Source organism: Pseudomonas sp. RSB 5.4 (genome assembly GCF_037126175.1).
In the GTDB taxonomy this organism is placed as follows: domain Bacteria; phylum Pseudomonadota; class Gammaproteobacteria; order Pseudomonadales; family Pseudomonadaceae; genus Aquipseudomonas; species Aquipseudomonas fluorescens_H.
This window is the reverse complement of the sequence record NZ_CP146986.1, coordinates 359,617-374,297: the sequence shown is the minus strand read 5'-3', so window position 1 is coordinate 374,297 and position 14,681 is coordinate 359,617. Positions and strand designations below refer to the sequence as shown.

11 protein-coding genes are annotated in these 14,681 nt (G+C 60.6%); 5 read left to right on the top strand and 6 right to left on the bottom strand.

Annotation, left to right across the window (positions count from 1 at the left end; translation table 11 throughout):
* Positions 1-56 precede the first annotated feature (56 nt).
* The 4 genes from V9L13_RS01710 to ppsA form a co-directional block, all read right to left on the bottom strand.
* A complete protein-coding gene (locus V9L13_RS01710) occupies positions 57-1,052 on the bottom strand; it encodes a zinc transporter ZntB (protein WP_003223291.1) in 996 nt (331 codons plus the stop codon).
* 25 nt (positions 1,053-1,077) lie between these two features.
* On the bottom strand, positions 1,078-1,569 hold the full coding sequence (rraA, locus tag V9L13_RS01705) for a ribonuclease E activity regulator RraA (RefSeq protein ID WP_103484616.1): 492 nt from the start codon (positions 1,567-1,569) through the stop codon (positions 1,078-1,080).
* 225 nt (positions 1,570-1,794) lie between these two features.
* Entirely contained in the window at positions 1,795-2,784 is a 990-nt protein-coding gene (locus tag V9L13_RS01700) for an alpha/beta fold hydrolase (RefSeq protein WP_338801271.1), read from the bottom strand.
* 187 nt (positions 2,785-2,971) lie between these two features.
* Positions 2,972-5,347: a phosphoenolpyruvate synthase gene (ppsA, locus tag V9L13_RS01695; protein WP_338801270.1), complete on the bottom strand. Its 2,376-nt coding sequence runs from the start codon at positions 5,345-5,347 to the stop codon at positions 2,972-2,974.
* A 173-nt stretch (positions 5,348-5,520) separates the two neighbouring features.
* Between ppsA and V9L13_RS01690 the strand changes: the two genes are divergently transcribed.
* Entirely contained in the window at positions 5,521-6,339 is an 819-nt protein-coding gene (locus V9L13_RS01690) for a pyruvate, water dikinase regulatory protein (RefSeq protein ID WP_003223283.1), read from the top strand.
* A gap of 114 nt (positions 6,340-6,453) precedes the next feature.
* Here the strand turns inward: V9L13_RS01690 and V9L13_RS01685 are convergent, their stop codons facing one another.
* Complete coding sequence (locus V9L13_RS01685; protein ID WP_338801269.1) at positions 6,454-7,863, bottom strand: PLP-dependent aminotransferase family protein; 1,410 nt, start codon at positions 7,861-7,863, stop codon at positions 6,454-6,456.
* Positions 7,864-7,954: 91 nt separating this feature from the next.
* Here V9L13_RS01685 and V9L13_RS01680 point away from each other — a divergent pair, with 91 nt between their 5' ends.
* From V9L13_RS01680 to V9L13_RS01665, 4 genes are all read left to right on the top strand, one after another.
* Positions 7,955-8,875: an EamA family transporter gene (locus V9L13_RS01680; protein WP_338801268.1), complete on the top strand. Its 921-nt coding sequence runs from the start codon at positions 7,955-7,957 to the stop codon at positions 8,873-8,875.
* A 66-nt stretch (positions 8,876-8,941) separates the two neighbouring features.
* Positions 8,942-9,670 carry an alanyl-tRNA editing protein gene (locus tag V9L13_RS01675; RefSeq protein ID WP_338801267.1) on the top strand — a complete coding sequence of 243 codons (729 nt, stop codon included), beginning with the start codon at positions 8,942-8,944 and terminating at the stop codon, positions 9,668-9,670.
* A gap of 279 nt (positions 9,671-9,949) precedes the next feature.
* Positions 9,950-11,695, top strand: coding sequence for an ABC transporter permease subunit (locus tag V9L13_RS01670; RefSeq protein ID WP_338801266.1), 1,746 nt, complete (start codon positions 9,950-9,952; stop codon positions 11,693-11,695).
* Between the two features lie 14 nt (positions 11,696-11,709).
* Positions 11,710-13,032, top strand: a complete 1,323-nt coding sequence (locus V9L13_RS01665) for a nitrate/sulfonate/bicarbonate ABC transporter ATP-binding protein (protein ID WP_103521152.1) — start codon at positions 11,710-11,712, stop codon at positions 13,030-13,032.
* Positions 13,033-13,055: 23 nt separating this feature from the next.
* Here V9L13_RS01665 and prpD read toward each other — a convergent pair whose 3' ends face one another.
* Positions 13,056-14,540, bottom strand: coding sequence for a 2-methylcitrate dehydratase (gene prpD, locus V9L13_RS01660; protein ID WP_338801265.1), 1,485 nt, complete (start codon positions 14,538-14,540; stop codon positions 13,056-13,058).
* Between the last annotated feature and the right edge of the window lie 141 nt (positions 14,541-14,681).

Genomic DNA, 14,681 nt, shown 5'->3' with positions numbered 1-14,681 from the left:
TCTCGTGATGTCTGTGAAAGACGCGGGCAAATTTGGTCGGGTCACATATTGCATATTCATACCCAGCGCAAACGGCGGAATAACCACCATTGACCAAAGGCCATCGCCAACACCGTCAGACAGGCGATCAGGAAGCCGTAAGGGCTGCTCGAGAACGGAATTCCGCCCACGTTTATGCCCAACAGACCGGTGAGAAAACTCATCGGCAAAAAAATGCAGGTGATGATACCGAAGCGATACATCGTGCGATTCATGCGCACGTTCAAACGCCGGTCTTCAGCCTCCAGCACAAGCCCCATGCGCTCTCGGGTCAATTCGAGCTCCTCGAGATAGCGGGTCAGGCTGTTGTTCAATTCGTTCCAGTAGTCGGCGTCATCGTCGACAAACCACGGCAGTTTTATCCGCGTCAGCTGTCCGAAAATATCCCGCTGCGGCGCGAGGAAACGCTTCAGTCCGGCAGCCCGGCGGCGGATGTGCAAAATCGAGCCATGCTCAGGGGTATACCGTTCGTCGGCATCCAGCCGCTCTTCCTCTTCATCGACCAATTCCGACAGGCACGTGACCAGATCCTGCACCTTGTGGGTGAGAAATTGCGCCAGATACAGGATCAGTTCGGAGGACGTTTTCGGACCTTTGCCCTCGCTCAACAGCGCCAACAACTCATCGGTGGCGCGCAGCGGGCGCAGACGCAGGGAGATGACCCGTTGCGCCGAGGCGAAAATCCGCACCGAAACCATGTCTTCCGGCTCGGCACCTGGATTCAGGTTGACCCCGCGCAGAAACAGCAGCAGTTCGGCATCGGGCAATGGCAACAGGCGCGGCCGAGTGTTCTCTTCCAGCAGCAGGTCGCAGGCGAATTCATTCAGGCCGCTGGATTTGCGCAGCCAGGTCTGGGTTTGCGGATGACTGCGATCCCAATGCAGCCACAGACTCTCATGGGCCTGTAGCTGCAGATCGTCGAGCTCGGTCCTGGCTATCGAACGCGCACCGCCTTTACCGTCCAGCACCAGGGCATGCACCAGCCCCCACTGCGCGTTTTCTTCCTCGAACATCCGCATCCCTTTGTTCTGCCGCTGTTTATTCAGGCATCTTCAGCGGGCTCGGCGAGATGATCACGCCGTTGTTGTCCGCATAAATGTAGTGGCCCGGGTGGAACGTCACGCCGGCGAAAGTCACCGGTACGTTAAGGTCGCCGATACCGCGTTTTTCGGTCTTCATTGGATGGCTGGCCAGCGCCTGGACACCGAGATCGGTCTGGGCGATGACGTCGACGTCACGAATGCAACCGTAGATCACCAGCCCTTCCCAACCGTTTTTCGCGGCTTTCTCGGCGATCATGTCGCCCAACAGCGCGCGACGCAGCGAACCGCCGCCATCGACCACCAGCACCTTGCCGTCACCCTTGAGTTCGGCTTGCTCTTTGACCAGCGAGTTATCTTCGAAACATTTGATGGTCACGATTTCGCCGCCGAAAGAATCACGGCCGCCGAAATTGCTGAACATCGGTTCCAGCACCTGCACCAGCTCCGGATAGGCGTCGCACAGGTCAGGCGTGAGGTAATGGTTCATCGAGAAACTCCTGTTAAAGGAAGACGATCTAGGATGCCGCATTCTTTTGAGACGAGCTCCGGCAGTCGCTGTTTACCCTGATTCATGCAATGTTCGCTGAATGAACCTGAACATACGCTGAAACGTAATAGCTAAACAGCCACCCTTTATGACCAGAACCGCACAATGCGTCATATCTTAGCCGCAAGCCGACCTGAGCGAAATGCCCTTTTCAGAGCCTTGGCCTCAACCCGCGGCCGCCAGATCCGGCTTGTCGCCGAGCAATGGTGTCTGCTGGTCCTGCAGCCAGCGCGCCACCAGCGGCCAGACTTCGGCCTGTGCAGCCTTGCTCACCAGCATCTCGACGTGACCGAAATTGTCACTGAAGCCCTGCTCACGCCCCAGATTGACGAATTTCTTGTGCTCGGAGCCGATCTGCTCGAACAGCTTGCGACAGGCCCACGCCGGATCCTGATGATCGCCCGCCGCCGTCACGGCCAGCACCGGCACCTGCACCTCGGCCAGGCCGGCCCACCAATCCTTGTCCTTGTCGCCAAAACGCCCAAACAAGCCGTACCAGCGCATGCTTTCCAGCGCCAGACCGATCGGCTCGTCCTCCGGGCCGCGCTTGAGGCGTGAGCCGGACAATTGCGCGAAACGCTTGAGAATGAAGCGCCCGCTCCACTCCACCGGTGGAATCTTCAGCGGCCAGTACGTGCGACTGACCTGCGTGCCGAAAAACGCCGCGGAAGCCACGGCTGGCTCGCCAAGGTATTCGCCACCCAGCGCCGCCGCCAGGGTAATGCCGCCCAGCGAATGGCCGATCCAGTGTGGCACCTGCCCGCTCTGCTCGCGCACGAACGCGGCAATCGCCGGCAGATCGTACCGGGCGTAGTCAGCCACGCGGTTGCGGCGGTAGTCCTGGTTGCGCTGCGACAGGCCATGGCCGCGCATCTCCGGAATCCATACATCAAAACCCAGACGCGTCAGGTACGCGCCCAGCCCCAGTCCTTTGGGGGAAAACCAGAAGCGCCGATTGGAAAAACTGCCGTGCAGCATAATCACCGGCACGCCGCGCGGTGTCGTGTCATCGGCCATGCCCAGACGGGTCACGGCGATTTCCACGGACCAGTCGGGACTGTTGCCGGGTTTCAATCGATACACATCTTCGCTCAGATCACCGCGACGTTCGGCGCTGATCAGGGCGACAGGAAACAGGTTGCTGCTGCTTTGCATAATGCTCTTGCACAAAAAAGGGCGGCATCTACATGAGCCCGCCCTACTTGAATCTCAAAGCCCCCGACCTTTGTGGGAGCGGGCTTGCTCGCGAAAGCGGTGTATCAGCCAACATTTGTGGCGGATCTTATTCCGTCTTCGCGAGCAAGCCCGCTCCCACAGGGGAGGATGGCCGTTCACATATGGATCAAGCCTGCGCCTGACCTTCCGCGAGGAAGAACCAGGTTTCCAGTACGGAATCCGGGTTCAGCGACACGCTTTCGATGCCCTGCTCCATCAGCCACTTGGCCAGATCCGGGTGGTCCGAAGGGCCCTGGCCGCAGATGCCGATGTACTTGCCGGCCTTGTTGCACGCGGCAATCGCGTTGGCCAACAGCTTCTTGACCGCCGGATTACGCTCGTCGAACAGGTGCGCGATGATCCCGGAGTCACGGTCCAGGCCCAGGGTCAGCTGGGTCAGGTCGTTGGAACCGATCGAGAAACCGTCGAAGAATTCGAGGAATTCTTCAGCGAGAATCGCGTTGGATGGCAGTTCGCACATCATGATCACGCGTAGGCCGTTGTCGCCACGGGCCAGGCCGTTTTCGGCGAGCAGATCGACCACCTGGCTGGCTTCGCCGAGGGTACGGACGAACGGCACCATGATTTCGACGTTGGTCAGGCCCATCTCGTTGCGTACGCGTTTCAGCGCGCGGCACTCGAGTTCGAAGCAGTCGCGGAACGATTCGCTGATGTAACGCGAAGCGCCACGGAAGCCGAGCATCGGGTTTTCTTCTTCCGGCTCGTAGAGCTTGCCGCCGATCAGGTTGGCGTATTCGTTGGACTTGAAGTCCGACAGACGCACGATGACCTTCTTTGGCCAGAACGCGGCAGCGAGGGTGCTGATGCCCTCAACCAATTTTTCGACGTAGAAGCCAACCGGATCGTCGTAACCGGCGATGCGCTTGTCGACGCTGTCCTTGATTTCCTGCGGCAGGCCGTCGTAGTTCAGCAGTGCTTTCGGGTGCACGCCGATCATGCGGTTGATGATGAATTCCAGACGGGCCAGGCCGACACCGGCGTTCGGCAGTTGCGCGAAGTCGAAGGCGCGGTCCGGGTTGCCGACGTTCATCATGATCTTGAACGGCAGCTCTGGCATGGCGTCCACGGAGTTCTTCTTGACGTCGAAGCCCAGCTCGCCTTCGAAGATGTAACCGGTGTCACCCTCAGCGCAGGACACGGTCACGCCTTGGCCATCCTTCAGCAGTTGGGTGGCGTTGCCGCAACCCACAACCGCCGGAATCCCCAGCTCACGGGCGATGATCGCCGCGTGACAGGTACGCCCGCCACGGTTGGTGACGATGGCGCTGGCGCGCTTCATCACCGGTTCCCAGTCTGGGTCGGTCATGTCGGAGACCAATACATCGCCGGCCTGGACTTTGTCCATTTCCGAGACGTCCTTGATGATCCGCACCTTACCGGCGCCGATGCGCTGGCCGATGGCACGACCTTCCACCAGCACGGTGCCGGTTTCTTTCAGCAGGTAACGTTCCATGACGTTGGCCTGGGTGCGGCTCTTCACGGTTTCCGGACGGGCCTGCACGATGTACAGCTTGCCGTCGTCACCGTCCTTGGCCCACTCGATGTCCATCGGGCAGCCGTAGTGCTTCTCGATGATCATCGCCTGCTTGGCCAGCTCGCTGACTTCAGCGTCGGTCAGGCAGAAACGCGCACGCTCAGCCTTGTCGACATCGACGGTCTTCACCGAACGACCGGCCTTGGCCTCGTCGCCGTAGATCATCTTGATCGCCTTGCTGCCGAGGTTGCGACGCAGGATCGCCGGACGACCGGCTTCCAGCGTGCCCTTGTGCACATAAAATTCGTCAGGGTTCACCGCGCCTTGAACAACGGTTTCGCCCAGGCCGTAGGCGCCGGTGATGAACACCACGTCACGGAAACCGGATTCGGTATCGAGGGTGAACATCACGCCGGCCGTACCGGTTTCCGAACGCACCATGCGCTGCACGCCGGCCGACAGGGCGACCAGTTTGTGGTCGAAGCCCTGGTGCACGCGGTAGGAAATCGCCCGGTCGTTGAACAGCGAAGCGAACACCTCTTTGGCGGCGCGGATAACGTTTTCCACGCCACGGATGTTCAGGAAGGTTTCCTGCTGACCGGCGAACGAGGCGTCCGGCAAGTCTTCGGCGGTGGCGGAAGAACGCACGGCCACGGCCACATCAGGGTTACCGGCCGACAACGCGGCGAACGCGGTGCGGATCTCGGCATTGAGTTTTTCAGGGAATTCGGCGTCCATGATCCATTGACGGATCTGCGCACCGGTCTTGGCCAGTGCATTGACGTCATCGACGTCCAGGGCGTCGAGAGCCTTGTGGATCTGATCGTTGAGGCCGCTCAGTTCGAGAAAGTCGCGATAGGCCTGCGCGGTGGTGGCAAAGCCGCCGGGGACCGACACACCGGCACCCGCCAGGTTGCTGATCATCTCGCCCAGGGATGCGTTCTTGCCCCCCACATGCTCAACATCGTGTTTGCCGAGCTTATCGAGGGAAACTACGTACTCTACCAAGGTGATCTCTCCACTAACTGTGTTGGAAAAGCTCAGAAACCGGCAGCTCGGGGGAGCGTTGGCCGGCTGTATGGCCTGGACCTGGAAAATAAGTGAGAATGCGGGCCATTGGCGGCCGGCAATCGCGCCTATCATATCCAAGATTGATGACTAGCTTAAGGCCCAAGGTGCAAATGAAACGATCTGCTTTCTTTATCTCCGATGGCACCGGCATCACTGCCGAAACCCTGGGTCAAAGCCTTCTGGCGCAGTTCGAAAACATTACCTTCAGCAAAGTCACGCGGCCGTATATCGACAACGCGGACAAAGCGCGGGCCATGGTACAACAAATCAACAAAGCCGCTGAAACCGACGGCATGCGCCCGATCATCTTCGACACCATCGTCAATCAGGACATCCGTGAGATTCTCGCAACCTCCAATGGTTTCATGATCGACATTTTCTCGACCTTCCTCGCCCCGCTCGAACAGGAACTGACCGAGCATTCTTCCTACACCGTCGGCAAGTCCCACTCGATCGGGCATAACTCCAATTACATGGAGCGCATCGAGGCGGTGAACTTCGCCCTCGACAACGACGACGGCGCGCGCACCCACTATTACGACAAGGCCGACCTGATACTAGTGGGCGTGTCGCGTTGTGGTAAGACGCCGACGTGTCTGTACATGGCGATGCAATTCGGCATTCGCGCGGCCAACTACCCGCTGACCGAAGACGACATGGAGCGCCTGACCCTGCCAACCGCCCTGCGCGCCCATCAGCACAAGCTGTTCGGCCTGACCATCGACCCGGATCGCCTCACCGCGATCCGCAACGAGCGCAAGCCCAACAGCCGTTATTCGAGCTACGCCCAGTGCGAATTCGAAGTGCGTGAAGTGGAAAACCTGTTCCGCCGCGAGAACATCCCGCACATCAACTCCACGCATTTTTCGGTGGAAGAGATTTCGGCGAAGATTCTGGTGGAGAAAGGCGTGGAGCGGCGGTTCAAATAGATTTGTGGTGTCTGTTCTGACGCCTTCGCGAGCAAGCTCGCGCCCACAGGTTGATCGAGTTCCTCCAGTTGGAATGCGATCGCATGTGGGAGCGAGCTTGCTCGCGAAGAACGATTACACGGTTTCCGTTAATGCCCGCGCCAGAGCCTCGAACCCGGACAGCAGCAACCGGTCCTCCCCCACCGCATTGCACACACTCGCTCGAATGAACTGTGGCACCGCCGCATGCCCGACCGCGAATGCTTCGGCGGTGGCCACCAGATAGTTGTTCTCCTTGAGCTCCGCCGCAATCTGCGACGCACGCCACAGCTCCGGCACCTCGATCCAGAAGTGCGGACTATGCGCATCCGCTTTGTAATTGAGCCCCGCCAACACCGGCGCGACCAGCGCCTTGCGTCGGCCGATTTCGCTGATCTGCTCATCCAGCAAACGCTCGGCCATGCCGTTGTCGATCCAGCGGCTCGCCAACTCCATCGCCAGCGGATTGGCCATCCAGCAGGTGCCGCGAATGGCCGCACTCAGGCGCCCGATCAGCGCTTGCGGTGCATGCAGATAACCGACCCGCAGACCGGCTGAAACCGCCTTGCTCAGACTGCCGATCAACACCGCACGCTCGGCGGCGAAATGGCTCAGCGGCAACGGTCGCTGGCGGGCCAGCACCGCATGTGCGTCGTCTTCGAAAATCAGCAGATTGTGTTGGCGACAGATGTCGGCAATCGCCTCGCGCCGTGGCACCGACATGACTGCCGCCGTCGGGTTCTGAATCGTCGGCGTGCAGTACAGCGCCGAGACACGGTGCTGCCGGCAGATGTCGTCCAGCGCTGCCGGCAGCAGCCCTTCGTCATCCATTGCGACACCGATGAGTTTGATCCCCAACTGGCGCGCGACGCTGATCAGGCCTGGATAGGTCAGATGCTCGGTAACCAGCGTATCGCCGGCCTTGAGCAGGCCCATCAAGGCGCACAGCAAGCCATGCTGGCCGCCATTGACGCACAACACCTGATCGGCGTGCGGCTGAAACGCGCCATGACTCAACCAGCGCGCCCCCGCCTGCCGATGCTGCAGCAAACCGCTTTCGACGGTGTAACCGGTCAACTGCTGCAAGCCGCGCGGATCACTGGCGAGGCTGTGCAGGGTCTGGCTCATGAACGCCGCTTCCTGCCCGGGGATCGGCTGATTGCGGCTCATGTCAAAACAGGCGCGCGGCTCATCGCTGACATTGCGAAAGCCCCTGTCCTGCGGCCGCTCCATCCCGCGCTCACGCACATAAGTGCCATCGCCGACGCGGGCCACCACCAGACCGACCCGCTCCAGTTCGCCATAGGCGCGACTGATGGTGCCGATGGTCACGCCCAGGCTATCGGCCAACAGCCGGTGCGGCGGCAATTTCGCTCCCGCCGCAATCACGCCTTCGGCGATAGCCTGCTGCACCGCATCTGCCAGGCGCTTGTACTTCACGCCGACCCCGTTGGCGAGGCCGTCGCGGAGGATTGACACCATGGCAATACTTACTTTGACAGTCATTGTCGCCCCGAATAGCGTGCTGAAAACAGGTTCAATCAGGGATAGCCCTTTTCAACAACCGGGTCAATTCCTTTGCTGCGGAGCACCAAGCATGTCGACTGCCATCAGCGCACCGCTGAACATCAGCAAACCCTGGCTCGCCGGATTGCTCACCAGCACCTTGTTTCTGATCGTCTGCCTGAGCTGGGGCACTACGTGGCTGGGGATCAAGATTGCCGTGGAAAGCGTGCCGCCACTGACCGCCGCCGGTCTGCGCTTTCTGATCGCCTTTCCGCTGTTCCTGAGCTTCGCCGTGTTGCGCAAGGAGCCGCTGCTGTTCCCACGGCAGAGCCGCTGGTTTTTCGTGTTCGTCACGCTGTCGTACTTCAGCGTGCCGTACTACCTGCTCAACTACGGCGAGATGCACGTTTCGTCCGGTCTGACAGCACTGCTGTTCAGTTGCATGCCGGTATTTATCCTGATTTTTTCCGCGCTGTTTCTGCGCGAGAAAATCCTCCCCACACAGATGCTCGGTATCGCCATCGGTTTCGCCAGTCTGTTCATGATCATTCGCAGCCAAGGCCTGCATCTGGATCAGGCGGAATGGCTCGGCGTGCTGGCGATTCTGTGCGCAGCGATCCTGCATGCGCTGTGTTACGTGGTGACCAAAAAGCACGGCAGCGCGATCAGCGTGATCACCTACAACACCCTGCCGATCGGCATCGCCGGGCTGATGTTATTTATTGTCGGCTTGAACGTGGAAGCACCGGTATTCAAGGACGTGACCGCGCGCTCATGGGGCGCTCTGCTGTACCTCGGACTGGTGGCGTCAGTGGGCGGCTTTATCGTCTATTTCATCCTGCTCAAACGCCTGAGCCCGGTGCTGCTGTCGTTCGTGTTCATCATCTTCCCGGTATTCGCCCTGCTCATCGGCGCCTGGTACGAAGGCACGCCGATCTCGCGGGACCTGATGCTGTACTCGGCAATCCTGCTCGCCGGTTTCGCGATCACCAAGCTACCGCTCAAACGCTGAAAGCCCACGACCCGACGTGAGCACAAGGGCTCACACACCACTCAACTTTGAACATCGGAGGTTCAAATGTCGGTACACACCATGGAAACCCTCAGCCTGTTTAACAGCGAACCCTACCGGCGCGCCTTTGGTGCCCGAGTCATCGCAGTGGTCGATCAGGCCGTCGTGCTGGAACACACCCTTTTCTACCCAACCGGTGGCGGGCAACCGGGTGACACCGGGCATTTCAGTCTGGTGGATGGCACGCGGATCGACGTCACCGGAACGGTGCGCGATCCCCTGCTGCCGTCGATCATCTGGCATCAGGTGCAGGAGTGCCCGCCGCAGCTGTGTACCGGCGCATTGGTCAACGCCAGCCTCGATTGGGAGCGGCGCTATCAGCACATGAAGATGCATACCTGCCTGCATCTGCTCGGTGCGCTGATCAATGCGCCAGTCACCGGGTGCAGCATCAGCGCCGACAAGGGCCGACTGGATTTCGATCTGCCGGAAATGACCCTCGACAAGGACAGCATCACCCGCGACCTCAACGCGCTGATCGAACAGGCCTGCACGGTCAATACCCTGTCGATGCCGGCCGCCGAGTACCCCGCCTTGCTGGAGAGGACCGGCAGCAAGACGGTCAAGCCGCCCGTCATTCAGGGTGACTTGCGCATGGTCGAGATCAGCGGCGTCGACATCCAGCCCTGTGGCGGCACCCATGTGCACAACACCCGGGAAATCGGCCGGGTGTATTGCGAAAAAATCGAGAAGAAAAGCCGCAACAATCGCCGGGTAATCCTGCGTTTCGCGTAGACGGACGGGCATTTACCGGATGAAAATTTCTTCACTTAAAACAGACACTGTCTTTACGTCTTTGTAACATCTGGAAATATACAATCCGCGCAAGCAGCGCATCCGGTTCCCAAACCGGATGCGCCAGCCCTCCTGGCCTGATGAATTCAGCGGGCCCGCAACATTCACCTCCCACTTGAACCTGAAGAACGAGCATCCGCTCATTCTCGGTGGGTCGTGCAGACAGAAGCTACGCTCAGACTGCCGCGCCCCCTTTGGACACCGCTGGAATCACTGCGTATGAAGAAAGTGTTCCGTCACTACATCCCGGCCACGACCCGGCGCTTGCTGCCCAATCGCTGGGACCTGATCGCCATGCCGCTGGTGATCGGCTTCTTGCTGTTTTTCTCGATCACCGCCCGGGAAACCTGGGCACCGATCGCCACCTTGCAGAGCGAGGTGATCTCTCTCGACCCGAGCAACCTGCCGGAATACGCCATGCGCACCACCCTGCGCATGCTCGCGGCGATGGTCGCGGCGCTGGTGTTCACCCTGCTTTACGGCACCCTGGCCGCGAAAAGCCGGCGCGCCGAAAAACTGCTGGTGCCGGTGCTGGACATCCTGCAATCGGTCCCAGTGCTGGGCTACATCTCCTTCACCGTGACCTTTTTTCTGCTGTTGTTTCCCGGCCGGGCACTCGGGGCGGAATTCGCCGCGATCTTTGCGATTTTCACCAGTCAGGCGTGGAACATGACGTTCAGCTTCTACCAGTCGCTGCGCATGCTGCCGCGGGATCTGGTGGAGGTGTCGACCAACCTGCAACTGTCCGGCTGGCAGAGTTTCTGGAAACTCGACGTGCCTTTCGCCATGCCAGGGCTGGTGTGGAACATGATGATGAGCATGTCCGGCGGCTGGTTCTTCGTGGTGGCATCGGAAGCAATCACGGTGGGAGACCAGACCATCACCCTGCCGGGTATCGGCTCGTATCTGGCCATGGCCATCGCGCAGAAAGACCTGCACGCGGTGGGTTACGTGATCCTGACGATGATCGTGGTGATCCTGATCTACGACCAGTTCCTGTTCCGCCCGCTGGTGGCCTGGGCCGACAAGTTCCGCATGGAAAACACCGCCTCGCAGACCGCCGCGCCCGAATCCTGGGTACTGAACCTGATCCAGCGCACCCGCTTGATCCAGCGCCTGCTGCGCCCGTTCAGCCGCGCCATCAGCCGGCTGGGCAACATGCGCTTGAACCTGCCGCGCGCGGCGCGCCACACCCTCAGCGCGGACAACCCGAGCAGATCGAAAATGATCGACTGGATCTGGGGCACATTGATCGCGCTGCTGACGGCTTATGCGCTTTATCACATCGTCCTGTATGTCGGCACAGAAGTGACGCTCGCCGAGGTCGGCCATGTATTGCTGCTGGGGTTCTTTACCTTGCTGCGAGTGGCCGGTCTGATTCTCATTGCTTCGCTGATCTGGGTGCCGCTGGGAGTGATGATCGGCCTGCGTCCGGCGCTGGCAGAAAAGATCCAGCCGCTGGCGCAGTTCCTCGCGGCGTTTCCGGCGAACCTGCTGTTCCCGGTATTCGTCATCGTGATCCTGCGCTACCAGTTGAACCCGGACATCTGGCTCAGCCCGCTGATCGTGCTCGGCACGCAGTGGTACATCCTGTTCAACGTGATCGCCGGGGCCAGCGCCTTCCCCAATGACTACAAGGAGGCCGCCGCCAACTTCCGCATTCGCGGCTGGTTGTGGTGGCGCAAGGTCATGCTGCCGGGCATTTTCCCGTACTACGTGACCGGCGCCATTACCGCCTCGGGCGGTGCGTGGAACGCCAGCATCGTCTCCGAATTCGTCTCCTGGGGGCAGGACAAAGTCGTTGCCCACGGTCTCGGGGCCTATATCGCCCAGACCACCGCCGCCGGAGACTTTCCGAAAATCACCCTCGGCGTGGTGGTCATGGCGATCTTTGTCGTGGCCTTCAATCGTCTGGTCTGGCGACCGATGTACGCCGTGGCCGAAAACAAACTGCGCCTGAACTGATGGGACTCGCTGCGATGAATACCTATACCGAACAAACCGCCGCCAGCCCCGAAATCTACTCGCTCAGCGATGTGAACCGGGTGTTTGGCAAGGGCAAGGAAGAACTGCAAGTGCTCAGCGGGGTCGATCTGACCCTGCGCGAAGGCGAGATCGTCGGCATGCTCGGCCGCTCCGGCTCCGGCAAATCCACCTTGCTGCGGATCATTGCCGGCCTGATCGAACCGTCATCGGGCGATGTCCTGTACAACGGCCAGCCGCTGCACGGCCCGGCCGAAGGTGTGGCGATGGTGTTCCAGACCTTTGCCCTGTTCCCGTGGCTGACGGTGCTGGAAAACGTCGAGGCCGGCCTGCAAGCCTTGCAGGTCGAACGCAAGGCTGCGCGTAAACGGGCGCTGGCGGCGATCGACCTGATCGGCCTCGACGGTTTCGAAAACGCCTACCCGCGCGAGTTGTCCGGCGGCATGCGCCAGCGCGTGGGCTTCGCGCGCGCGCTGGTGGTCAACCCGACCCTGTTGCTGATGGACGAACCCTTTTCGGCACTCGACGTACTGACCGCCGAAACCCTGCGCACGGATCTGCTGGACCTGTGGAGCGGCAAGCAACTGCCGATCAAATCGATCCTGATCGTCACCCACAACATCGAAGAAGCGGTGCTGATGTGCGACCGCATTCTGGTGTTGTCGTCCAACCCGGGGCGGGTGGTGGCGGAAATCAAAGTGCCGTTCGCCCATCCACGCAACCGCCTGGATCCGGCTTTCCGGCAGATGGTCGACGACATTTACGCGCAGATGACTGACCGGCGCAGCGCCGATGCCAGCGCCGGCAAACCCGAGCTGAAAATGAGCAGTCCGCTGCCTGAGGTCTCGACCAACCTGATGGCCGGTCTGATCGAAACCATCGCCGCCGAACCCTACAACGGCCACGCCGGCCTGCCCACCGTGGCTGAACGGCGTCTGCTGGAAGTCGATGACCTGTTCCCCGTGGCCGAGATGATCGAGCACCTCGGTTTCGCTGAACTCAAAGGCGCCGACATCACCCTGACCGACGCCGGCAAACTGTTCGCCGACTACGGCACCCAAGAACGCAAAACCCTGTTCGCCGAACACCTGATTCGCCACGTGCCGCTGGCCGCGCGCATCCGTCAGGTACTACTGGAGCGCAATGGTCACCGCGCGCCACGGGTGCGTTTCGAGCAGGAACTGCAGGACTCGCTGACCGAAGCGTTCGTCGAGAGAACCCTGGAAGTGGTGATCGCCTGGGGTCGTTACGCGGAGATTTTCTCCTACGACGACCACACCGAAACCTTCAGCCTGGAGGATGTCGAGGGCAGCCTGTAGCCCGCGACACCTCTGGCGTTGGCCTAGATCACGAACAGGTCGACGAAGCGATTGACCGGCGTGGCTTCGAGCGCTTGCTGATCCTTGCACAGGGTGAAGATCTCGTTGCTGCGCTGGCCGGTGAAACGCGTCGCCAGATTGGCCTTGAACTTGTCCTCCAGCAACGGGATGCCATCGGCGCGGCGGCGACGGTGGCCGATCGGGTATTCCACCACCACGTTCTCGGTGCTCGATCCGTCCTTGAAAAACACCTGCACCGCGTTGGCAATCGAGCGCTTGTCGGCCTCCAGATACTCGCGGGTGAAACGCGGGTCTTCGACGATGACCATCTTCTCGCGCAACACATCGATGATCGGGTGCGCAGCGTGGAAATCGTCCTCGTATTGTTCGGCCACCAGATTGCCGAATGCCAGCGGCACGGCGGTCATGTACTGGAGGCAGTGGTCGCGGTCGGCGGCGTTGGCCAACGGTCCGACCTTGGAAATGATGCGAATCGCCGACTCATGGGTGGTGATGACGATGCGGTCGATTTCATGCAAGCGGTTGCGCACCAACGGATGCAAGGTCACCGCTGCTTCGCAGGCCGTTTGCGCGTGGAACTCGGCGGGGAAGCTGATCTTGAACAGCACGTTTTCCATCACGTAACTGCCGTAGGGCCGCGAGAAATTGAAGGCGCGTTTGCCTTCGGGCTTGAGCGCCAGATCATTGTTGGTATGGCTGAACGATACGTCATAGAAGCCCCACTGCCTGGCCGTCAACACCCCGGGAATACCCATCTCGCCACGCAGGGCGATGTCGGCCAGACGCACGCCACGACTGGTCGCATCCCCCGCCGCCCATGACTTGCGCGACCCGGCGTTCGGCGCATGGCGATAGGTGCGCAGCGCCTGACCGTCGGCAAACGCATGGGACAACGCCGACAGCAGCTGCTCGCGATTGGCGCCCATCAGTTTGGCGGTGACGGCGGTCGAAGCGACTTTCACCAGCAGCACGTGGTCGAGGCCGACGCGGTTGAAGGAATTTTCCAGCGCGATCACGCCTTGAATTTCGTGGGCCATGATCATCGCTTCAAGTACATCGCGAATCGTCAGCGGCTTCTCACCATTGGCAACGCGCTTCTGCGACAGGTGATCGGCCACCGCGAGAATCCCGCCGAGGTTGTCCGACGGATGCCCCCACTCGGCGGCGAGCCAGGTGTCGTTGTAGTCGAGCCAGCGCACGATGCAGCCGATGTCCCACGCGGCTTTCACCGGGTCGAGACGATAGGAAGTGCCCGGCACCCGCGCCCCGAACGGCACCACGGTGCCTTCGACGAGTGGGCCAAGGTGTTTGGTGCACTCGGGGAACCGCAACGCCAGCAGGCCACAACCGAGGGTGTCCATCAGGCAGTTGCGGGCAGTGTCGAGGGCTTCGGCAGATTCGATGTTGAAGGTGAGGACGTAATCGGCGATGTCCTGCAGGACACGGTCGTAGTCTGGGCGGTTGTTCAGGTCGACGTTGGCGCTCATGTTCGATTCACTCTTGCAGTGGTTCGTTGATGGGACCTCGGTTCAAGCTGGCAATTTTTTATTATTGAAATGCAATCCCTGTAGGAGCTGCCGCAGGCTGCGATCTTTTGATCTTGATCTTGAAAAGCAAAATCAAAAGAT

Excerpts from the sequence above, each read along its gene's own strand:
- V9L13_RS01700 (WP_338801271.1), bottom strand. The coding sequence starts at position 2,784 with ATGCAAAGCAGCAGCAACCTGTTTCCTGTCGCCCTGATCAGCGCCGAA.
- prpD (WP_338801265.1), bottom strand. The coding sequence starts at position 14,540 with ATGAGCGCCAACGTCGACCTGAACAACCGCCCAGACTACGACCGTGTC.
- V9L13_RS01675 (WP_338801267.1), top strand. The coding sequence starts at position 8,942 with ATGTCGGTACACACCATGGAAACCCTCAGCCTGTTTAACAGCGAACCC.
- rraA (WP_103484616.1), bottom strand. The coding sequence starts at position 1,569 with ATGAACCATTACCTCACGCCTGACCTGTGCGACGCCTATCCGGAGCTG.
- V9L13_RS01690 (WP_003223283.1), top strand. The coding sequence starts at position 5,521 with ATGAAACGATCTGCTTTCTTTATCTCCGATGGCACCGGCATCACTGCC.
- V9L13_RS01665 (WP_103521152.1), top strand. The coding sequence starts at position 11,710 with ATGAATACCTATACCGAACAAACCGCCGCCAGCCCCGAAATCTACTCG.
- V9L13_RS01670 (WP_338801266.1), top strand. The coding sequence starts at position 9,950 with ATGAAGAAAGTGTTCCGTCACTACATCCCGGCCACGACCCGGCGCTTG.
- V9L13_RS01710 (WP_003223291.1), bottom strand. The coding sequence starts at position 1,052 with ATGTTCGAGGAAGAAAACGCGCAGTGGGGGCTGGTGCATGCCCTGGTG.
- V9L13_RS01680 (WP_338801268.1), top strand. The coding sequence starts at position 7,955 with ATGTCGACTGCCATCAGCGCACCGCTGAACATCAGCAAACCCTGGCTC.
- V9L13_RS01685 (WP_338801269.1), bottom strand. The coding sequence starts at position 7,863 with ATGACTGTCAAAGTAAGTATTGCCATGGTGTCAATCCTCCGCGACGGC.